The 19841-nt window shown below is 63.9% G+C and carries 26 protein-coding genes and 1 pseudogene; 10 read left to right on the plus strand and 17 right to left on the minus strand.

Annotated elements, in window-relative coordinates; all coding sequences use genetic code 11:
- Positions 1 to 97 precede the first annotated feature (97 nt).
- The 6 genes from Q0603_RS03920 to Q0603_RS03945 all read left to right on the plus strand — a co-directional run bounded on the left by Q0603_RS03920 (position 98) and on the right by Q0603_RS03945 (position 3136).
- On the plus strand, positions 98 to 502 hold the full coding sequence (locus Q0603_RS03920) for an MbcA/ParS/Xre antitoxin family protein (RefSeq protein WP_298722372.1): 405 nt from the start codon (positions 98 to 100) through the stop codon (positions 500 to 502).
- Positions 499 to 1188 carry an RES family NAD+ phosphorylase gene (locus Q0603_RS03925; protein ID WP_298722377.1) on the plus strand — a complete coding sequence of 230 codons (690 nt, stop codon included), beginning with the start codon at positions 499 to 501 and terminating at the stop codon, positions 1186 to 1188. Before Q0603_RS03920 ends, Q0603_RS03925 begins: the two co-directional genes overlap by 4 nt.
- Positions 1189 to 1310: 122 nt before the next feature.
- Positions 1311 to 1574, plus strand: coding sequence for a hypothetical protein (locus Q0603_RS03930; protein ID WP_298722380.1), 264 nt, complete (start codon positions 1311 to 1313; stop codon positions 1572 to 1574).
- A 149-nt stretch (positions 1575 to 1723) separates the two neighbouring features.
- Positions 1724 to 2014 (plus strand): hypothetical protein, encoded by a 291-nt coding sequence (locus tag Q0603_RS03935; protein ID WP_298722382.1) that lies wholly within the window; start codon positions 1724 to 1726, stop codon positions 2012 to 2014.
- A 6-nt stretch (positions 2015 to 2020) separates the two neighbouring features.
- Positions 2021 to 2305 (plus strand): hypothetical protein, encoded by a 285-nt coding sequence (locus Q0603_RS03940; RefSeq protein WP_298722385.1) that lies wholly within the window; start codon positions 2021 to 2023, stop codon positions 2303 to 2305.
- Positions 2306 to 2311: 6 nt separating this feature from the next.
- Positions 2312 to 3136 (plus strand): DUF429 domain-containing protein, encoded by an 825-nt coding sequence (locus Q0603_RS03945; protein WP_298722388.1) that lies wholly within the window; start codon positions 2312 to 2314, stop codon positions 3134 to 3136.
- Positions 3137 to 3223: 87 nt separating this feature from the next.
- Here the strand turns inward: Q0603_RS03945 and Q0603_RS03950 are convergent, their stop codons facing one another.
- From Q0603_RS03950 to Q0603_RS03960, 3 genes are all read right to left on the minus strand, one after another.
- Positions 3224 to 3856: a DUF6088 family protein gene (locus Q0603_RS03950; protein WP_298722390.1), complete on the minus strand. Its 633-nt coding sequence runs from the start codon at positions 3854 to 3856 to the stop codon at positions 3224 to 3226.
- 15 nt (positions 3857 to 3871) lie between these two features.
- Positions 3872 to 4498 carry a hypothetical protein gene (locus tag Q0603_RS03955; protein WP_298722393.1) on the minus strand — a complete coding sequence of 209 codons (627 nt, stop codon included), beginning with the start codon at positions 4496 to 4498 and terminating at the stop codon, positions 3872 to 3874.
- 171 nt (positions 4499 to 4669) lie between these two features.
- Entirely contained in the window at positions 4670 to 4894 is a 225-nt protein-coding gene (locus Q0603_RS03960; RefSeq protein ID WP_298722396.1) for a DUF2188 domain-containing protein, read from the minus strand.
- 129 nt (positions 4895 to 5023) lie between these two features.
- Between Q0603_RS03960 and Q0603_RS03965 the strand changes: the two genes are divergently transcribed.
- The 3 genes and pseudogenes from Q0603_RS03965 to Q0603_RS03975 form a co-directional block, all read left to right on the plus strand.
- Positions 5024 to 6118 carry an XRE family transcriptional regulator gene (locus Q0603_RS03965; protein WP_298722399.1) on the plus strand — a complete coding sequence of 365 codons (1095 nt, stop codon included), beginning with the start codon at positions 5024 to 5026 and terminating at the stop codon, positions 6116 to 6118.
- 155 nt (positions 6119 to 6273) lie between these two features.
- Positions 6274 to 6609, plus strand: a complete 336-nt coding sequence (locus Q0603_RS03970; protein WP_298722403.1) for a hypothetical protein — start codon at positions 6274 to 6276, stop codon at positions 6607 to 6609.
- A gap of 77 nt (positions 6610 to 6686) precedes the next feature.
- Positions 6687 to 7003, plus strand: a pseudogene (locus Q0603_RS03975) (DDE-type integrase/transposase/recombinase); the annotation flags it as partial.
- Between the two features lie 114 nt (positions 7004 to 7117).
- Here the strand turns inward: Q0603_RS03975 and Q0603_RS03980 are convergent.
- The 8 genes from Q0603_RS03980 to Q0603_RS04015 form a co-directional block, all read right to left on the minus strand.
- A complete protein-coding gene (locus Q0603_RS03980) occupies positions 7118 to 8917 on the minus strand; it encodes a recombinase family protein (RefSeq protein WP_298722406.1) in 1800 nt (599 codons plus the stop codon).
- Between the two features lie 29 nt (positions 8918 to 8946).
- Positions 8947 to 9231, minus strand: coding sequence for a hypothetical protein (locus Q0603_RS03985; RefSeq protein WP_298722410.1), 285 nt, complete (start codon positions 9229 to 9231; stop codon positions 8947 to 8949).
- Between the two features lie 71 nt (positions 9232 to 9302).
- The gene (locus Q0603_RS03990) at positions 9303 to 10241 is read right to left on the minus strand and encodes a nucleotidyl transferase AbiEii/AbiGii toxin family protein (protein ID WP_298722413.1); all 939 of its coding nucleotides are present in this window, start codon (positions 10239 to 10241) and stop codon (positions 9303 to 9305) included.
- Complete coding sequence (locus tag Q0603_RS03995; RefSeq protein ID WP_366132445.1) at positions 10231 to 10857, minus strand: type IV toxin-antitoxin system AbiEi family antitoxin domain-containing protein; 627 nt, start codon at positions 10855 to 10857, stop codon at positions 10231 to 10233. The genes Q0603_RS03990 and Q0603_RS03995 overlap by 11 nt, the downstream gene beginning before the upstream one ends.
- A 313-nt stretch (positions 10858 to 11170) precedes the next feature.
- Positions 11171 to 11638, minus strand: coding sequence for a ferritin-like domain-containing protein (locus Q0603_RS04000; RefSeq protein WP_298722419.1), 468 nt, complete (start codon positions 11636 to 11638; stop codon positions 11171 to 11173).
- Between the two features lie 21 nt (positions 11639 to 11659).
- Entirely contained in the window at positions 11660 to 12541 is an 882-nt protein-coding gene (locus tag Q0603_RS04005; protein ID WP_298722423.1) for an MBL fold metallo-hydrolase, read from the minus strand.
- A 73-nt stretch (positions 12542 to 12614) separates the two neighbouring features.
- Positions 12615 to 12914: a hypothetical protein gene (locus Q0603_RS04010; protein WP_298722426.1), complete on the minus strand. Its 300-nt coding sequence runs from the start codon at positions 12912 to 12914 to the stop codon at positions 12615 to 12617.
- On the minus strand, positions 12911 to 13258 hold the full coding sequence (locus Q0603_RS04015) for a redoxin domain-containing protein (RefSeq protein ID WP_298722429.1): 348 nt from the start codon (positions 13256 to 13258) through the stop codon (positions 12911 to 12913). Before Q0603_RS04015 ends, Q0603_RS04010 begins: the two co-directional genes overlap by 4 nt.
- Before the next feature lie 106 nt (positions 13259 to 13364).
- On the opposite strand from Q0603_RS04015, the gene Q0603_RS04020 reads away from it, so the two are divergent.
- Complete coding sequence (locus tag Q0603_RS04020; protein WP_298722432.1) at positions 13365 to 14270, plus strand: hydrogen peroxide-inducible genes activator; 906 nt, start codon at positions 13365 to 13367, stop codon at positions 14268 to 14270.
- A gap of 25 nt (positions 14271 to 14295) precedes the next feature.
- Here Q0603_RS04020 and Q0603_RS04025 read toward each other — a convergent pair whose 3' ends face one another.
- The 6 genes from Q0603_RS04025 to Q0603_RS04050 all read right to left on the minus strand — a co-directional run bounded on the left by Q0603_RS04025 (position 14296) and on the right by Q0603_RS04050 (position 19835).
- Complete coding sequence (locus tag Q0603_RS04025; protein ID WP_298722435.1) at positions 14296 to 14682, minus strand: rhodanese-like domain-containing protein; 387 nt, start codon at positions 14680 to 14682, stop codon at positions 14296 to 14298.
- Between the two features lie 62 nt (positions 14683 to 14744).
- Positions 14745 to 15332, minus strand: coding sequence for a rhodanese-like domain-containing protein (locus tag Q0603_RS04030; protein ID WP_298722438.1), 588 nt, complete (start codon positions 15330 to 15332; stop codon positions 14745 to 14747).
- 11 nt (positions 15333 to 15343) lie between these two features.
- On the minus strand, positions 15344 to 15772 hold the full coding sequence (locus Q0603_RS04035; RefSeq protein ID WP_298722441.1) for a DsrE family protein: 429 nt from the start codon (positions 15770 to 15772) through the stop codon (positions 15344 to 15346).
- Between the two features lie 121 nt (positions 15773 to 15893).
- Positions 15894 to 16898, minus strand: a complete 1005-nt coding sequence (gene cydB / locus Q0603_RS04040) for a cytochrome d ubiquinol oxidase subunit II (RefSeq protein ID WP_298722443.1) — start codon at positions 16896 to 16898, stop codon at positions 15894 to 15896.
- A 12-nt stretch (positions 16899 to 16910) separates the two neighbouring features.
- On the minus strand, positions 16911 to 18320 hold the full coding sequence (locus tag Q0603_RS04045; protein ID WP_298722446.1) for a cytochrome ubiquinol oxidase subunit I: 1410 nt from the start codon (positions 18318 to 18320) through the stop codon (positions 16911 to 16913).
- Between the two features lie 24 nt (positions 18321 to 18344).
- Positions 18345 to 19835 carry a multicopper oxidase domain-containing protein gene (locus Q0603_RS04050; protein ID WP_298722449.1) on the minus strand — a complete coding sequence of 497 codons (1491 nt, stop codon included), beginning with the start codon at positions 19833 to 19835 and terminating at the stop codon, positions 18345 to 18347.
- Positions 19836 to 19841 lie beyond the last annotated feature (6 nt).

The raw sequence follows: 19841 nt of genomic DNA on the forward strand, positions 1-19841 counted from the left end.
AGGAGCGATGCGGCTCAAGGACATCACTGATAGTACACCTTCCATAAAGTCCATATATAGACTACCATGATTATATAATCCGCTATTGGATGGTGTCATGGCTGCGCATGGACAACCAGCATCCGCGATTGATCGCAAAGGCCTTTCTGGCCCGGCACTACGGACGTTCTTTCGCATCGCCAAATTGTGGGACTTGTCGGTCGACGAGCAAATGACGCTTCTCGGCGTGACGGCGCGCTCGACGTTCTTCAAATGGAAGAAGGACCCGAATACGGTGTTGCCGAAGGACACGCTGGAGCGCATCTCCTACATTCTCGGGATCTACAAGGCGCTTCAAATCCTTCTACCTGACGAGGCAGCAGCAGACGCCTGGGTCAAGCAACCGAACCAAGCCCCCCTGTTCGCAGGCAAGTCGGCGCTCGACCGCATGTTGTCTGGCCAGGTAGCCGACCTTTTCGTTGTCCGCCAGTACCTGGACGCCCAGCGCGGCGGTTGGACATGACGTTGCCGGTCGCCTATGTCGAATGGATGCCGTGCTGGCGGATCATACCCAGCCGCTTTCCTCCGATTCAGCTGTTCGAGCGGGTGACCGAGCCGGATGACCTCGAAGCCATCTTCGAGCTGGAGTCCCTGACCAATCCTCGTCTACGCGATGAAGCTGGCGAAATAAGGCTCGTGCCGCAGGAGGACCGGATCAGCGGCCCCGGCACGAGCGTCATCATGGCGGCTTTCACCCACCTCAATCCCGATGGAAGCCGGTTCACCGACGGGACCTATGGCGTGTTCTACGCGGCCAACAACCTCGACACGGCCATCGCCGAGACGAGATACCACCGCGAGCGCTTCATGCGGGCTACCGCGCAAGCGCACATGGAACTCGATATGCGTGTCTATCTGGTCGATCTTGCAGGGGAACTGCACGACCTCCGGGGACAAAAGGCCACGTATCCGCTGGTCTACCGCAAGGACAACTATGCCGCGGCCCAGCACCTTGCGAAGGTGGCGCGCAAGGGTGGCTCGAATGGCATCGTCTACGACAGCGTGCGATGCGACGGCGGGGAGTGCGTCGCCGTGTTCCGCCCGCCGCTACTCTCTAACGCACGACAAGAGCGACATCTTTGCTATGTCTGGGACGGTGCGCGGATAACGACCGTGTACGAGAAGCGCGAGCTCGGTGACGGGCAATAGGAAATGCACCCAAAGGGCGCATCAGGAGCAATCTCAACATCAGTAATTCATTTGGAACATTGCCGACGATGTCCTTCGGCATGTCCATGCGCGGGGAAAGTACCGCGAGGTCATCCTTTCCCATGACCGTCATTCGCCATCTGGACGCCGTGTTTGAGCCAGCGAAAGACGCTGTGCTGTCGAACCAGCACGCAGCGCTGTGCCAAGAGCCTCAGGCCGACCGGCCCGACGCCCGTGGAAAAGCCATGGTCGACGGCCGCATGAGCTACGTACAATGCAAGCCGTTCAAGGAAGAGGTGATGAGGCGTACGGGCCTCACGGACCGGCAGGTCAAGCGCTCGCTGCTCTACCGTCAGCCCGACGGCTTTGTCGTTGAAATTCCTTGACGACCTGCGTGAAGACGCCCTAATCGAAGGCGAGGAAGCGACCGGAAGGATCAGGACGAGATCGCACCGGCGTCCGGCATATAAACCGGACATAAGACGGCATGAAATGAAGCTGTCGTAGCTCATAAGTTCATGCCATAATTGGGATTATGAGCAATTCAAAACCGGACATAAAAGCGGACAAAAATCCGGCCAAAGACAAGGCTCCCGCCGATCGCGGCGAGAGCATCGGCCTGATGGAGCCGCTGCTCATCAGCGAGAGCTCGAAGCACCGCACGGCGCTGACCGACCTCGCCGTCGAACTCGCCGCCCGCTCTGCCGGGTTCCGCCGCAGCCTGCCGCCGGGGGTAGCCGCCGCCGATGTTGCGACTCCTGGCGTGCTGTTCGAGATCGATAGATGCGACCGAGCGGAACTCGACCGCGCGGAAGTCCCCGGCTAGGAACGTATGGATGACTTCTCCGCGGAGACAGGCACCGGAGAACGGATAACGGCCACCACTTACATCGCCGGCACGATCGACTGCCAGCTAAAGCCTTTCGACTGGTATCTGACGCTCGTCATTGCCGGAGTTCACCACCACGCGCTCAGCGATGACCATATGGCAAGGCTCCGGCTCATTGAGCATCTCATTGACGAGGATCACAGCCGGAAGGCCCATGCCGAAGCCCTGACCGCACTCTTGGCCCACGGGTTCGAGGATCACAATGTCCTGCTGAGAAGGGCTGCGTAGGCCTCCATGCAGATCATTGGCATCGATTTCACGAGCTCTCCCTCTCGCCGCAAGCCGATCACCGCCCTGCACTGCGTGCTGGAGAGCAACACGCTGATAGCCGGCAGACTGGAAGAGTGGCCGAACTTCAGCGCGTTTGAGACCGCCCTCCGGCGTCCAGGTCCCTGGGTCGCCGGCATCGACTTTCCATTCGGCCAGTCACGCCGCTTCGTTGAGACGATCGGCTGGCCGCTCTCTTGGGCATCCTACGTCGCGCACGTCGCCACGTTTGATCGCCCTGGCTTTCGCGACATCCTGACCCGGTACAAAGAAAGCCGCCTTGCCGGTGACAAAGAACATCGGCGCGCCACGGATAAGACCGCTGGCTCGATCAGCCCTCAGAAGCTCTATGGCGTACCTGTTGGGCTGATGTTTTTCGAGGGCGCGCCGCGCCTGCTCAAATCCGGCGTTACAATCCCGCACGTGCATCAGGGCGACCCGTCGCGCATCGTCGTCGAAGCCTATCCGGGTATTGTAGCCCGTACGCTGATCGACCGGCAAAGCTACAAGAACGATGCGAAGCGAAAGCAGACGCGAGAACAGTTGGACGCGCGGCTTTCCCTCTTTCAGCAACTGACAAAAGAAGCGGACGCTCGCTATGGCTTCAACATCGAAGCACCACTCAATTTATGCAAGGACCCCGGCGCTGACCATCTCGATGCGCTGCTCTGCGCCGTGCAGGCCGCTTGGGCGTGGTCGCAGCGGGAGAACGGCTTCGGCAAGCCTGATAACCTCGATCCGCTCGAAGGCTGGATTGCCGATCCTCATCTAATGAATGCAGCCCGCAGCTAAGGATATCTCAGGGGATCTTCGGGAGAAGCGCGGCCAGCAGGCGATGCTGAATGGGTTTAGTCATCCTGACTGCGCGCTGCGAATTCATCATCTGTCGCTTTTTTGACCCGAAGCAGAGCTTGCTCCCAGGTTCAAGACGACTTCGCTTACTTGCTTGGCGAGCCAGGACGGCAGAAGTGAGCGCGCCGATGCGATCGCCTGAAGTTCGGGCGCGGAGAGCTTCCGCTTGAGTGTGCGCAAGGCCGCACCGGCCTTCTCGGGGCCAAGCCAGGCCAGAGCCCGGAGCACTTCCCCGGAAGGCTGGTTGCCGAGCGCCAGTTGCCAATGGGGCGCATGACGAAGTTCCACGACCTGCGAGCCGAGCTTCAACTGACGACTCCGGCCAGACGTGATGTAGACAGAACGGACGGGAACCTGCGTCGTCAGGCCGAGCTTGTTGGCCACGGCAGCGCCATGCGGTGCTATGGCCTCGCCAGTGACGCGGGCGATGTTCTCGACCACGCTTGATGCCGAAGGCGCGCGCTTGCCGAAGCGGCCCTCGACGGGGCGGACATAGACGCCGCGACCGACACGCATGAGATGGCCGCGCCTGAGCAGGCGGGACAACGCCTGATCGACAGCCGCGCGTCCGCCCAGGTGCAGAAGCTCCTTGGCGCAGATCGGCGTCCCCTCGGGCAATCCCTTGGTGTGTTCCAGTATGGTCTTGGCCATCGTGTTCATGGCTCAACTCCTCTGTCAGAAATATATGTCTGTTTCTGACAGTTTAGAAGCGAACAAGAACGCCTCGCCTGGAAGCGGAGTCCGCCGGCGTATCGAGTTTGTTGTCGGCTGTTGGCACCGCTTGGATTTCGCGCGTCTTGAGCGCGCATAGGTGGACTCAAAGTCATACCCGCTTGTGAGTTCGGCGAAATCAAACGGCGCTGCGAAAGTGACGGCAAAATCGCGGTAGGCATAGTGTGCGGGATTGGATGGAAGCGCCTTTTGCAGTCGCTCGTATCCGACGATCGGGTTGCCCTCCGAGGAAACCTTGAGGAGATGGATGGTTTCAGGAAGGGCGGTGATGCTGAGAATGTTGGAAACGAGATCCTCTTCTTCGTTTAGCCGGACCACGCTCTCGGCGGACATCGCTGGCCACCAGGACGCGATCCTTTCGAAATCGATGACCGCGCGCTTGGGCACGCCATCTTCATTGAGCCGTTCGACGAGGTCCTTGAGCCCGGCGGCCCAGTTCTCCGCGTTGATGTAGAGCCCCGTATTGAGGAGGATCGGCAGCGACCGGGTCAGCTTCTCGATCCGGACGGGGACGATGAAATTGTCGATGCGCAGGTTCTTCGTAGCCGAGCAACGTAAGCTGCGTTGCAAACCAAGCCGCGGCTGGATTGTCCTGCGGATTGGCGTGGCTGATAAAGACCAGGCGCCGGTCCGGCTTGGGCGCCGGACGATTCTCTCGCCTTCTTGGCGCCTGATCGATAGCCGTGATGTTCACGGGCAACCTCCGATCCGCTGCTGTTCCGGGCCGCGTGCCATGGGCGATCAGCCCCGCGGCGGAAACGAATCATTCCCGTGGGAATCACGCTCGCGAATGCGTCCGTCGCGACCGTGAATGAGCAGCTCCGTCCCCTGATGGCGGGCGATCGCGCGTCCGGCGTCGATCGCCTGCTGCTGGGTGGCATGAACCGAGGTAGCCCGCTGGCTGCCGGCCCCGCGAACCGCCCATCCGCCGTCGTGCGGGACAACATGCTGATTGCGTTTGCTCATCGTAAGCTCCCGTATTTTCATTCGTTTTCCAACAGCTTCCTTGCTCGAAAAGTTTGACACAGCGGAAGGAGTTGGTTTACAATTTCAAGATAAGATTTAAAACTGTAAACTTCAAGCACCAAGGACCCCATGTTCGGAGATCGCCTGAAACTTGCGAGGAAGAAGGCCGGCTATTCGCTGCGCGGCCTCTCGGACGCGCTCGGCGGAGAAGTGACCGCGCAAGCGATCGGCAAGTACGAGCGCGGCGAGATGATGCCGAGTTCAGGCGTGCTGGCGCGCTTGACGAAGGTGCTTGGCGTCTCCCTCGAATATCTCCTGAGCGAGCAGGTCGAAGAGCTTGAGGCTGTCGAGTTCCGGAAACTTTCCGGCACCTCTGCCAGCGACCGGGCGCGGGTCGAGGCCGAGGTAATCGATTGCCTGCAACGCTATCTGACGGTCGAGGAAATTCTCGACCTCGATAGCGGGGCCTGGCGCGCCCCACGTTTCGGAAACCGGTTTCTCGGAAGGGAGGACGAGGGCGAGATTCTTGCCGAGGATGTGCGCAGGGAATGGCAACTCGGGATCGATCCTATTCCCAACATGACCTCCCTGCTGGAGGACCGGGGAATCAAGGTGTTGTTGATACCCCTGCCCGGCAGCGTATCGGGGCTCACCTGCCTTGTCCGGCGGCCCCGCCAGAAAATCAAGGTTCCGGTGATTGTCGTGAACCGAAATGCCACGCTGGAAAGGCGGCGGCTAACCCTTGCGCACGAACTCGCGCACCGTCTGATCGATGACAGCTCGACGGTGCACCATGAGAAGGCTTCAAACGTGTTTGCCGGCGCCTTTCTTGTGCCGCGGGCACACCTCGTTCGCGAGATCGGCAAGAGCAGAAAGGCGGTGGGCTATCAGGAGCTGATCCAGCTCAAGCGTATGTACCGCGTGAGCGCATCGGCCCTGCTTGTCCGCCTGCGGCAGATCGGCGTCATTGACGAATCGACCCTTGCCTACGCTTTCCAGACCTTCGCAAGGGGGTGGCGCACGAACGAGCCCGCGCCCCTCGAAGCTCGCGACGAAGAGGGCCGTCATGAGTTTCCCCGGCGTTTCGAGCGCCTTTGCTACCGGGCGCTGGCCGAAGGACTCATTTCACCGGGCAAGGCAAGCGAGTTGCTTCAGCAGCCATTGGAGATGATCGAATACGGATTGAGGGGGCCTGCTGGAGCCGATGCGGATCATCGTGAGTGACACATCATGCATGATCGATCTGAGAAAGACGGCGCTCCTGGAGGCCGTCTTGCGGCTCCCGTACACGTTCGTGACGCCGACTCCTCTGTTCGAGGATGAATGGCTCTGCCTGACAGCCGCGGAGAAGAAGGCGCTGCGCGACGGGGGGGCTGGAAGTGCGCGATCTTCCGGGAACGGCGGTGATGCGCGCCGCGCGCTATTTCAACCAGCACAAACGGCTCACGCTCAACGACTGCTTCGCCCTGACGCTGGCTGAAGATATCGAAGACAGCATCCTGCTTACCGGCGACGGTCCACTAAGGGCCGTGGCTGAAGGCAACGGGGTTGAGGTGCACGGGGTGCTGTGGCTCACGGATGAACTCGAAACCCATTCGATTGTCCCCCTGCGCAGGCTGTATGACGCGCTGCGGATTCTTCACGAGGATGATCTCGTGTTCCTTCCGAAGGATGAGGTGCTGCGCCGAATTAGGCGGCTGGCACGGTTGATCTGATCGAGCAGCCAGCTGAACGGCGACCCAGAGTTTGTTCGGCCTTGTCCTTGGCAACCGATATGCGCGACAGGCACACAGAGCGACTGCAGGTCCGGCGCCGGGGCGGCCGCAAACGTGCCCTTGGCACGCGCGCCCCACTGGCCTTGCCACAAGGGCCCAACCAGCGCTGGTCACTGGATTTTGTCAGCGACAGCCTGACCGATGGTCGGCGTTTCCGGATCCTGGCGGTGGTCGACGACTTCACCCGTGAATGCCTGTGCCTGGTGGCCAACACCTCGCTGTCGGGTGCCAGGTGGCCCGCGAGCTGGATGCGGTGATCGCTGCGCGGGGGCAGCCCCGGGTCTGTGTTTCGGATAACGGGACCGAACTCACCGGCATGCCGATCCTGCGCTGGACGCAATGATGGCGGCAAGTCGGATCTTACCCAGAAGCACCTCTTGAAGCGAAAGCGCGTAGTCTGCAGTCAGCCAGCTCGCAGGGGTAACGAAGCCAAGCCGAGAACCTTCCTTCATGAAGCGGAGTGCGTGTTGATCGAACGGATCGAACTGACGCGACTGTCGAAGGCAAGCTCGACATGGACCTTTACGGTGACCTCGCCGGAATTCTGGCGCTTGCCGCAAACGAAAACGGGCCGCTCGGCAAGAGCGACCCGTCGCAGGATAAGCTGGTTGCGGGGACCCGCAACGTCTTTTGTTATAACTTGAGGCCGATTTCGGACTTTGCGCCCGGAAACGATGTCGAGGATGTTCATTACCTCGCCGCGTAAGGTGGCGTTGACCTCGCCGCGCTTGTCGCCGGGCTCAAGCACCACTTCGTCCACCAGCGCGCGGAACGCCTCGGCGGCCTGATCGCGCAGTTCGGGATCGGCCAGAGCCTCGCTTAATTGCGTCACCTTGGCCTTGTAGATTTCGGCAATGTTGGGGTGGATGTCCGGAACGTCCTCGGGCGCCTGTTCCATGCGCGCCAGGACATCCGCCTTCTGGCGTTCCAGGTCTTCCATCCGATCCTTCATGGCCGGCTGATACATGCCATCCTCGATCGCCGCGATGATACCGGCGATGCCGCGTTCGATCTTCTCCAGCGCCTTGCGGTCAAGCTCCGCCTGCGCCCGGCGTTCACGGTTCTGACTGTTGAGCGCTTCGGCATAGGCGCGCACGGCCTTGGCGACCCGGTCGGCCGAAACCAGCCGTTCGGTAAGGCCGGAGAGAATACGCTGCTCGATGTCATCGCGACGGATGGTATGGCCGTTGTCGCAGGTACCCCGGCGATAGCGATTGAGACAGCCATACCGGTCACGGGTGATGATGCCGTAGTTGCCACCGCAGCAGCCGCATTTGAGCAGGCCCGAAAACAGAAAGGCCGGGCGGCGCAGCTCGTTGACGTGCCTGGCACGATAGGCGCGCACGCCTTTGGTGACATTCTCGAACTGCTTCGAGATCTCCTCCTGCCGCCGCCGCGCTGCCTGCCAAAGGTCTTCATCCACGATGCGCAGGTCCGGCACCTCGGTCCTGATCCATTCGGACTCCGGATTGACCCGCGAGACGCGCTTTCCCGTCGCCGGGTTCTTGATGTAGCGCAGCCGGTTCCAGACCAGCACGCCGGCATAGAGCTCGTTGTTGACGATGCCGGTGCCCCGGCAGACATGGCCGCGAATCGTGGTGTCTCCCCAAGCCTTGCCATTGGGACCGGGAATACCGTCGCGGTTGAGATCGGCGGCGATAGCCTTGGGGCTCTTGCCGGCGGCGAATTCGCGAAAGATGCGGCGGACGATCTCGGCCTCGGCTTCGTTGATCTTCCGTTCGCCGCGCACCTGCTCGCCATCGCCGTTGAGACGTTTCACAACGTCATAGCCATAGCAGAGGCCGCCGCCCGCCTTTCCCTTCTCGACGCGGCCGCGCAGGCCGCGATGGGTCTTGGCGGCGAGATCTTTCAGGAACAGGGCGTTCATCGTGCCCTTGAGACCGACGTGCAGCTCGGAGATCTCGCCCTCGGCGAGCGTCACGAGCGTCACGCCGGCAAATTTGAAATGCTTGTAGAGGATGGCGACATCGGCCTGGTCGCGGCTGATGCGGTCCAACGCCTCCGCCAGCACGACCTCGAACTTGCCCGCCTGCGCGTCCTGCAAGAGCGCCTGGATGCCCGGCCGCAGGGTGACGCTCGCGCCCGAAATGGCGGCGTCCTTGTAGGCCCCCACCACCTTGAACTTCTCCCGCGCCGCCTGGTCCCGGCAGATGCGGAACTGGTCCTCGATCGAGGAAACGCTCTGATTGTCCGAGGAATAGCGGGCGTATAGCGCAACGCGGGTCATGAGACTTTCCTTTCTCTCAAGGGCGGATTTCACCCATCCGGTTCCCGCTCCTCTTCCTTTGGCATTCGGGCCTCAAAACGCCCCACTGGGGCGTTTTGCCTGCCGCTGGCAGACCGTCCCTCATTGTCGTTGGCCGCCCGCTTCCGCCGCTCCCGCTCCCAGGCCCTGATGTGTTCGCGAGCAATATGGCGGCCGATGGCTCGCGCAATGGTATCCAGGTGCCGCTCCGCTTCTTGCGCTGCCCCTTGCTCGGGGCCGTTATCGTTCGCCGGGGGCGGGATGACCGCGGCCGTCTGGTCCTCCTTCTCCTTCATGGGTCGAACCTTTCCAATATGGGTACACACCGGAAAAGGATCGCCCGAGGCGCGGATTATTCTTATGGCCCTTATGTACGCTCTTCTGACACTTCTGCCGTCCATCCCTCGGATGGCCGCCAATTCTGCGCGAACGACTTTCCCGATGCCGCCGCAATTGTCGGCGGCATGACGAACCTCGTGATCTCCTCGACGACACTGGCCAGGTTCGGCGGATCGATCAGCAGCGGCGTTCGCCGGACGAACGCATTCCAGCGCTCCATGGCGTCCGCGTCGGCGGCGAAGTCCTGCGATAACGCCGGCGGCACCGTGTCCGGCAGCTCTGTCTTGCGGCGGTCGAAGGTGGCCCGAATGGCCTGCGCGAGCGTCTGTCCGTCAAATGCAAAGAGGCGAGCCATGGACAGCAGATCGTAATAGTCCTTCATTCGGCTGGTGCGGGTGCCAATATCGACGACCGCTTCGAGTTTCTCGGCAATGACCGTTTCGCGCGGATAGGTTTTGAGGCGCGGCGCCGGGGCATCGAGCAGCGCCGGATATTCCTGCTCCTCCAGGCTTGGCGTGACGGCGTCCCCAAAACCGATGTCGATCTGGATCGGCACGCGCGCCGTGCCGATGAACGACAGCGCGCTGACCCGAACGCCGTCGTAGAGCTGCTCCGCCCGGATCGGCTCGGCGCGCACCGAGTCGAGATCAAATACGACACCGTCATCCGCAACAGGCGTGCCCATGATGTCGCGGAACGCATCTCGTAGCGCATCGACGTCGGAATCGCCGAAACCAAGCAGGTCGAGATCCTGCGTCGGGCGAATGATGTCCGTCGTCCAGACGACGAACAGCATGGCGCCTTTGAGCGCGAAGCGATCCCGCTGCGACGACACGCTCAGGCGATAGAGCAAGCGCTCAAGCACGTAGCGGGTCAGAACGAGGTTGTAGTCCAGGCGCAGTCGAACGGTGACCGTCCGGAGCCGGTCGCGCACCGATTGGGCGACGTTCTTGCGTTTATCCTTCATCGGCCACCGTCGCGTCGAGATAGGGCTTGAGAACCGACCAGATATGCAGATCCCTGGCATAGGCGGCGATCCGGTCGGGATGCGCCTTGCGTCTGCGGATCCCGTTGCGGAGCCCTTCGAGGGCGATGTCGATGCCGATCTCCTTGCGATAGCGGAAGCAGTCGACGATGGTCTTGGCCGGATCGAAGATGGGCGTTTCGACCTTGTCGATCACATGGCGTTCGACGCCGACCGACATGGCCTTTTCGCCAAACCGGATGGCCCGGACCGGGGGATAGCTGATGCTCGGCATCCGGTCCTTGCGCCCGATGGCGACCCATACATGGGGTGGGGCCTGAAGCGTGAGTTCATGGAACTGGAGAGCCGAGATGAGGCAGATCACCCCTTTCGGCACGGCCTTGGCCACCTCTGCAAGGCTGTGGGTCAGGGAGTAATCGGCCTCGGGAAGCTGGTAGAGGCCGCGGCCGACACGCAGGACGGAGCCGTTTTCCGCCATCCGGGCCAGTGTCTGATAATGGACCCCGGCCGCCTTCAGCTCCGACAGGCGCATGATGCCTTGCTCGCCAAGGAGTCTGACGGCTGTTTCTTTCTGAGATTCAGCGCGATGCGCAGGCATGTGATGATCTGTCGGCTTCTCCGTGTATATGCCGACTCTCTATCACATCCTGGCGCATTCGAAAAGCTCCTGTAACCGGCGCTCCCGCCAAGTCCGATTTCGAACGAGTTTCCGGTTGATGGCTTGGAGCCATCAAAATGGGCAAAATTCGAAATCCGCATCCGACCGCCAGCTATACGACCGCTTTAGACCGGATCTTCCATTTACCCGACGGCTATCCCGAGGCCGAACCGCGACCGCGCGACGGGGTCGGAACAGGGTGAGCGATGGCGGGGACGGGCTGCGGGTCACCGCCCCAGCTCCCCGCTCCGGCTCAGGCCGTCAGGCAGCCGAGCATCCAGGCGCGCTTTTCATGGAACTGCAGCCGATCCGCCAGAAGTCCGGCTGAGACTTCGTCGCCATGCTCCTGTGCGGTTCGCAGCGTGGTGCGGATGATTCCGGCGACGGCATGATGACCCGCCACCATCTCGCGCACCATCGCCACGGCGTCGGAGGCAGCGTCGCTCTCGCGTAGTTCCGACGAGCTGATGAGGCGCGTCAGGCTGTCGGGCGCCTTCGCCCCGAGGGCGCGGATGCGCTCGGCATACCCATCGATGCTGTTCCAGAGGTCGGTGTAGTCCTCCTCGAAGGCCGCGTGCAAACCGAAGAACATCGGCCCCTCGACGTTCCAATGGAAGCTGTGCGCCCTGAAATAGAGCGTGAAGGTCGCGCCGAGAACCTGCTCGAGGCCCGTCGCCACCGCCAGTTTCGCGTCGGCGCTCATGTCCGTATTCGTGTTCATCAAGATGTCTCCTTTCGCTTTTCAGTCGGAAAATCTGCCCGCGAAGTGGTTGAGCGGGATCTTCAGGTAGTTGCGGCCGTTCACCTCCGGTTCCGGCAGCCGGCCGCCGCGGATGTTCACCTGCAGCGCCGCCAGCATCAGCTTTGGCAACGGTAGGGTAGCATCGCGCGCATCGCGCCGCGCAATGAAATCGGCGCGCGCGAACCCGTCGCGGATATGGATGTTCGTCTCGCGCTGCGCGCGCACGGTGCTCTCGCACAGGGGCTCACGGCCTTCCGGCGCATAGTCGTGGCCAACAAAGACCCGCGTCTCCTCCGGCAGCGCCAGGATGCGCGCGATGCTGTCATGCAGCACGCCCGCGTCCCCGCCCGGGAAATCCGCCCGCGAGGTGCCCGAATCCGGCATCATCAGCGTGTCGTGCACGAAGGCCGCATCGCCCGCCACATAGGCGATGGAGGCGAGAGTGTGGCCGGGGGTGAACAGAACCTCGACCGGAACGTTGCCCACCATGAAGCGCGCGCCGTCGGCGAACAGCCGGTCCCATTGCGAGCCATCGGTCGGGAAGCTGTCGGGGAGGTTGTAGATCTCCTTCCAGAGCTTCTGCACCTCGACCACCGTCTCGCCGATCGCCGTCGGCGCGCCGAGACGCGCCTTCAGCCAGGGCGCAGCCGAGAAGTGATCGGCATGGGGATGGGTGTCGAGGATCCAGACGATCTCCAGCCGCTCCGCCTCGACATGGGCGAGGATCTCCTCGGCGCGGCGGGTGGCCGTGGCGCCGGCGAGCGGATCGAAGTCCAGCACCGGATCGACGATCGCGGCCTGGCGCGTCTCGGGATCGTGAAAGACGTATTGCCAACTTCCCGTGGGCGCGTCGTAGAACGGTTTCACGATGGGCGAGGTCATGTAGGGGCTCCTTTCGGCGTCGGGCGATCGTGGCGGGCCGGCGCGACAAGGGCGCCGGCCCACGGGTCTCGCGTCAGAGCGAGCGCGTGGAGAAATACCAGTCGGTGGTCTCGTAGCCTTCCCCGGCGCGGGTTTCGGCGGCCGCGGCGGTGGCGGGCGGCGGCACGATCACCTTGTCGCCAGGCTGCCAGCCCTCGGGCGTAGCGACCTTGTGCTTGTCCGAAGTCTGGAGCGACTGCACAAGACGGAAGACTTCGTCGACCGAGCGGCCGTTGGTCATCGGATAGTAGAGCATCGCGCGCAGCTTGCCCTCGGGGTCGATGACGAAGGTCGCGCGCACCGCCGCGGTGTCCGAGGCGCCGGGCTGGATCATGCCGTAGGCATGGGCACCTGCATCGAGAGATCGGCGATGATCGGGAAGGGGATCTCGACGCCGAACTTCTCCTTGATGTTTCGCACCCAGGCGATGTGGGCGTAATGGCTGTCGATCGACAGGCCCAGCAACTCGCAGCCAAGCGCGGCGAAATCATCCGCCTTGCGGGCGAAGGCGGTAAATTCGGTGGTGCACACGGGTGTGAAATCGGCCGGGTGCGAGAACAGCACCAGCCACTTGCCGCGATAGTCGGCGAGCGATCTGGGCCCGTGGGTGGTGGGCGCGCTGAAGTCGGGCGCCGGCTCGTTCAGGCGCGGCAGCGAGATCGGGGTGACTGCGTTCATGGGGGTCTCCTTGGCCCGTCGGTTTCGGTGAGGCAGAGATAGCGGCTTGCGCTACATGAGTGAAACGAATTAGTTTCGTCACAGTGATCGTAAATTGGAATAAAGAATGCGCCACCCGCCCAACCTCCGTCATCTGCGCTACCTCGTCGCGCTGGCCGACGAGCTGCATTTCGGGCGGGCGGCGGAGCGCTGCCATGTCACGCAATCGACGCTGAGCAAGGGGATGCAGGAGCTTGAGGCCACACTCGGCACAACGCTCGCGGAGCGCACCAGGCGGCAGGTGATCCTGACCGCCATCGGCCGAGAAATTGCCGAGCGTGCCCGGCGCATCCTGCGCGAGGCCGAGGCGCTGGTGGATCTCGTACAGGCGAGCGGCGCGGCGCTTTCGGGCGAGCTGCGCCTTGGCGTCATCCCCACTGTCGGCCCCTATCTCCTACCGCGGGTGATGCCGCATCTGCGCCGCGAGTTCCCGGGGCTCAGGCTCTATCTACGCGAGGACCGGACCGAGCCGCTCATCGACGCGCTCTCTGACGGGCGTCTGGATGCGGCCATCGTGGCCCTGCCCTTCGACATCGGCGAGCTTTCGCGCGAGGACCTGTTCGAGGATGGCTATGTGCTGGCCTGCGCGCGCGTTCATCCGCTGGCGAATCTACCGCGGGTTGGGCGCGCCGATCTCTCGGGGCGTTCGATGATGCTGCTTGAACGCGGCCATTGCCTGCAACGGCATGCGCTTTCGGCCTTCGGCGAGGCTGAGATCCACGAGGACCGCAGCTTTGCGGCCACCAGCCTGCCGACGCTGGTAGCGATGGTCGAAGAGGGACTTGGAGTCACTCTGCTGCCTCAGCTCGCCGTCGAGGCCGGCATCGCCGAGGGGCATGAGATCGCCCTCGTTCCCGCGCCGGACGCTGCGCCGCGCCGGGTCGTGCTGGTCTGGCGGCGCAGCTCCGCGCGTGCGGATGATTTCCGCCTTCTGGCCAAGGCGCTGCGCGGCGCCGCGGGCCGGCGGGCATGATGCGCCCCGGCCGGAGAGCCTCCGATCAGGTACCCGCAGGCTCCACCCGCTTGATCCCGCCGGTGGCCGGGTCGATCGCCATATAGGGCAGCTTCGCCGCCTTCCAGGCACCGAAACCGCCTTCGAGATGGGCGACGGGTGAGATGCCCGCGGCGAGGCAGGCCTCGGCCACCCTGCGCGAGCGCAGGCCCGAGCCACAGTGCAACACCAGCCGCTTGCCCTGCTGCGAGGGCAGGTTGCGCGGCTCGAAGGTGGCGAGCGGCGCCAGCAGCGCGCCATTGATGTGCTCGAAGGAATATTCTTGCGGCGTGCGCACGTCGATGATCGCCACTTCATTCCGCGCAAACGCCTCGGCCAAGTCCTGCGGCGTCCAGTGCTCCAAGCGGCCCTTGTCGGTCTCTTCGGTCTTCATGTCGTCTCCATCAGATGATGCCGCCGCGCCAGTCGGGGCGGCGCGGCGGCGGGGGTCAGGGGTCAGTGGGGGAACCAGATCTTTTCACGGTCGAGCCTGTAGCTCCAGGGCAGGCCCGAATTCTTCCAGCCCTCGACATTGCGCGCGGGATTGCCCGGCTCGGCCTTCGACGAGCCGCCCTCGAAGCCATCCACGACGACATGGACCTGCGCGAAGCCCAAGGGCGCGAGCGCCCTGGCCGAGGGCGCGCCGCGCTCGCCGCCCGAGCGGCACATCAAGACCACCGGCGCCGACTTGTCGAGCCCGCGGGCATGGAGCGCCGCCTCGACGGCCTTGGCGAAATCCGGGTTGGGCTCCATGGCAAAGACCTGCTTCTTGTCGTTCCACTTCGCCGGGTTCGACAGCAGGAACGGCACATTCACGTCCAGCGCATCGGCAAAGCCCGTGAACATGATCTCGATGGGGTCGCGGACATCGACGAAGAGCACGGCGTCGCCCTGGGCGGCCTTCATTTCCGCCGCCTCGCGCGCGGTGAGATAGAGGCCCCAGGGCGTCTGCTTCTCGGGGTCGGCAGGCGGCTCGGCCGCCGGGGCCGAGAGCGGCGCGAGCGCGATCAGCGCCGCCGCGCAGAGATGGGCAAGGGGTCGCATAGGGGCCTCCCTCAGAACGACCAGACGATGGCGTCGTCATCCAGCATCGCGCCGGCCATCTCGGGCGGGCGGGCAACGCCCACATTCTCGATCAGCGCCTCGGGACCGACGCCGCGGCCGGGCAGATAGATCGCGCAGACCTCGACCGTGGCGCCGGCCTCCATAATCTTCTGCATCAGGCCCTGCGGGCTCATGCCGCGCGGCGGCTGCGGCGCGATGGCGCTTTCAGGCGCGTCCTTGAGAGCGATGTCGCCGCCCGGACCGCAGAGCAGCATTCGCACCTTGGCGCCCTGCTGCACCGCCTGCATGGTCAGCACCATCGACATGAGCTGCGTCTGCGCGTCGGGTGAGGTGACGACGGTCACCAGGCGCTTCTCGCCCGCCTGCGCCGCAGTGGCGAGGCCCGCGACGGTGGCAGCTGCGATGAGGGTCTTCTTCATCATGGTCTCCATGAATGGGGTCAGAGGAAAAGCTTGATCGCGGCGGCGACGGCGCCAAGCGCGCCGACGCCAAGCGCCCAGAGGGCGACGAACCACAGACCGCGCCGGAATGCGGGCCGCATCAGTGGTATCCCTCGCCATGCCGCACCTTGCCGCGGAACACCCAGTAGGCGTAGGCGGTATAGGCGAGAATGATCGGCACCAGGATGACGGCGCCGACGAGCGCGAAGCCGAGGCTCGCGTCGGGCGCCGCGGCCTGCCAGATGGTCATCGAGGGCGGCACCATCATCGGGTAGAAGCTGATGCCGATGCCGATGAAGCCCAGCACGAAGAACGACAGCGCCGCGAGGAACGGCCGCAGGTCGCGCCCGTCATTGAGCCCGGTGAAGAGCGCCCATGCCGCCCCGAGCACCAGCATCGGCATGGCCACGCTGAACAGGCTGCCGGGCAGGTTGAACCAGCGCTGGAAATAGACCGGCTCGAGGAAGGGAGTGACGAGGCTCACCAGCCCCATGAAGCCGAGCGTGGCAAAGCCTAGCGGCCAGGCCAGCCGCCGCATCCGGTGCTGCAGCCCGCCTTCGGTCTTCATGACCAGCCAGGTGGCGCCCAGAAGCGCATAGCCCGTTGCCACCGCCAGCCCGGTGAGCACAGAAAAGGGCGTGAGCCAGTCCCACCAGCCCCCCGAATAGGCGCGGCCCTGCACCTCGATCCCCTGCACCAGCGCGCCGAGCGCGATGCCCTGAGAGAGCGCGGCCATCAGCGAGCCGCCGAAGAAGGCGTGATCCCATACCGACTTCCAGCGGCGCGTCTTCCAGCGGAACTCGAAGGCGACGCCGCGGAACACGAGCGCCAGCAGCATCAGCGTGATCGGCATGTAGAGCGCCGGCATCACCACCGCATAGGCGAGCGGGAACACGGCGAACAGGCCCCCGCCGCCGAGGATGAGCCAGGTCTCGTTGCCGTCCCAGACGGGCGCCACCGAGTTCATCGCGGTGTCGCGCTCGGTTTCGGATCCGGCGAACGGGAACAGGATGCCGACGCCGAGATCGAAGCCATCGAGGATCACATAGGTCAGCACGGCGAAAGCGATGAGCGCGGCCCAGATGAAGGCGAGATCGAATGCCATGTCCGGTCCTCCTTATTCGCCGGGAACGAAGGCGTCGGGTCTGAGTTGCGACGCGGGCGTGATGCCAGCCGCGCGGGTCGGCCCCTCGTCACCGCTATCGGCGGCGCCGGGCAGCCGGTTCATCAGGCGCAGGATGTAGAAGGTCCCGGCCCCGAACACAAAAAAATAGACGGCGATGAAGGCCAAAAGCGAGGCCGCCACCGCCGGCGCAGCGACCGGGGCTAGGCTGTCGGCGGTGCGCAAGAGGCCATAGACCGTGAAGGGCTGACGCCCGACCTCGGTCGTCACCCAACCCGCCAGCACCGCGACGAAGCCCGACGGCCCCAGGACAAGCGCCGTGCGATGCAGGGCGCCGCAGTCGTAAAGCCGACCCTGCACCCGGCGCAGGAGCGCCCAAAGACCCAGCCCCAGCATGGCAAAGCCGAGCGCCACCATGATGCGGAAGGCCCAGAACACGATGGCCACCGGCGGCTGATCCTCGCGCGGGACGGTATCGAGCCCGTCGAGCGGCGCATTGAGGTCGTGCTTAAGGATGAGCGAGGATAGTTTCGGGATTCCTACGGCGTAAACGAGCCTCTGATTTTCCTGATCGGGCAGGCCGAAGAGATAGAGCGGCGCGCCCTCGGGATGGCTCTGGAAATGGCCCTCCATCGCCATGACCTTGACCGGCTGATGTTCGAGCGTGTTGAGTCCATGCATGTCGCCGGCAAGGATCTGCAGGGGCGTCACGATCACCGCCATCCACATCGCCATGGAAAAGCCGCGCCGCGCCATCGGGTTGCTCCGATCACGCAGGAGGTGCAGGGCGCTCACCGCGCCCACGACAAAGGCCGTAGTGAGATAGGCCGCCATCACCATATGCACGAGGCGATAGGGAAAGGAGGGGTTGAAGACGATCGCCCACCAGTCCACCGGCACGAACTGTCCGACCTCGTTGATCCCGTGGCCCTGCGGCGTCTGCATCCAGCTGTTGGCGCTGAGGATCCAGAAGGCCGACATTAGCGTGCCCACGGCCACCATCGCGGTGGCGAACATGTGCAGCCCGTCGCCCACGCGGCTGCGCCCAAAGAGCATGATGCCGAGGAACCCCGCCTCGAGGAAAAAGGCCGAGAGCACCTCATAGGCCAGAAGCGGCCCCATGACTGAGCCGGCCTTGTCTGAAAACACCGACCAGTTGGTGCCGAACTGGTAGGACATCACGATGCCCGACACGACGCCCATGCCGAAGGCGACGGCGAAGATCTTCTTCCAGTGCTCGAACAGCGTCAGATAGGCTTCGTCGCGCGTGCGCAGCCAGAGCGCATTGAGCACCGCAAGCCAACTCGCCAGCCCGATTGTGAAGGCGGGGAAGATTATGTGAAACGAGACGGTGAAGGCGAACTGCGCGCGCGCCAGCGTCTCCGCGCTGAAGCTGTCGAACATGCAAATGCTCCTGATTTTTAGGCGTCAGGCCACGGTAAACTGTCCCATCATGCCGCCATCCTCGTGTTCGAGGATGTGGCAGTGGAACATGTAAGGCGTTGCGCGGTCGGCGGGTTTTCGGAATTCGACGAGGATCTCCGCCTCGCCGTCGACCAGAAGGACGTCCTTGGCGCCCATCTGCTCGAAGAGCTCGCGGCGTCCGTTGCGGCTCAGGACAGTGAACGAGGTGCCATGAATGTGGAAGGGATGAGCCATCATGTCGGACGACACCTCCCATAGCTCTACCTCCCCGCGTCGCGTTTCGAAGTCGACCCGGCCCATGTCGTAAGCCTTGCCGTTGATTGCCAGCGGGTTGCCGGCGCCGCGCATAGCCATAGGACCCATCTGAAGACCGATGCGGCGACGCCGTACCGGCTCGTCGCTGATTGGCGCGGGGGCGCCGGCAAGGGTGCGCGGCAGGGCCTGCCCGGCTGGTGCGGGGCGGTCCGGTGTCAGGCTCAGGACCGCGAATGCACCGTCATCCGTCACGGCTTCCGGATCGGTGCCAGCCATGCCGCCCATCATGCGCCGCATCATTCCGCCACCGCCCATCATGCCGCCCATCGGCGCATTCGTGTCTGGCAACGACACCAGCCGGACCGTTGCGCCGTCCGACAGGTCCACGACGATCTCGGCCCGCTCGGCCGGAGCCAGCACCAGCGCATCCCGAGCCACGGGAGCGGGCAGGAAGCCACCATCCGAGGCGATCTGGTGAAACCCGCGCCCGTCGTCGAGTTTCAGCGTGTAGATCCGCGCGTTGGAACCGTTCAGCAGGCGCAGGCGTACCAGCCCGCGCGCGACGCTGGCGTTGGGTTGCACCGCGCCATTGACGAGAACCGTATCGCCCCGGACACCGTGCATGACCGTCGGCATGTCAAGGTCATAGGCGAAATGGCCGCCGCGCCCGAACCGACGATCCTGGATGATCACTGGAATATCGTCCACGCCCCATGCCGAGGGCAGGCCAAGATTCTGCGCGCCCGGATCCTCGACAATCATCATGCCCGCGAGCCCGTGATAGACCTGCCGCCCGGTCTGCCCGTGAATGTGCGAGTGGTACCAGAGCGTTGCCGCCGGCTGATCGATCTCCAACTCCGGTGCCCAGCTGGCGCCTGGAGCAACGGCGAGCTGCGTACCACCATCCACGGCACCCGGAACATGCGCCCCGTGCCAGTGCGCGGTCACGGGGATGTCCAGGCGGTTCCGCAACACCGGCCGCGCGATCTCACCCCGGCGCATCCGCAGCACCGGGCCGAGATAGGGCTGGCTGTACCCTGTCGTGCGCGCCGCACCGCCCTCGACGAAGGCCGTCGTGCCCCGGATCGCCTCCAGGACAGCATCGGCGGAGCCGGTGACATCCAGGATGTCAGGGATCGGCAGGGACTGGCCCGCAACCGGGTTGGCATGCGCGCGACCGATCAGGCCGGGAATGGCCAGAGTGGTGGCGGCAAGGGTCAGGAAGCGGCGGCGGTCCATGTGCGA

The organism is uncultured Ferrovibrio sp. (assembly GCF_937960835.1).
In the GTDB taxonomy this organism is placed as follows: Bacteria; Pseudomonadota; Alphaproteobacteria; order Ferrovibrionales; family Ferrovibrionaceae; genus Ferrovibrio.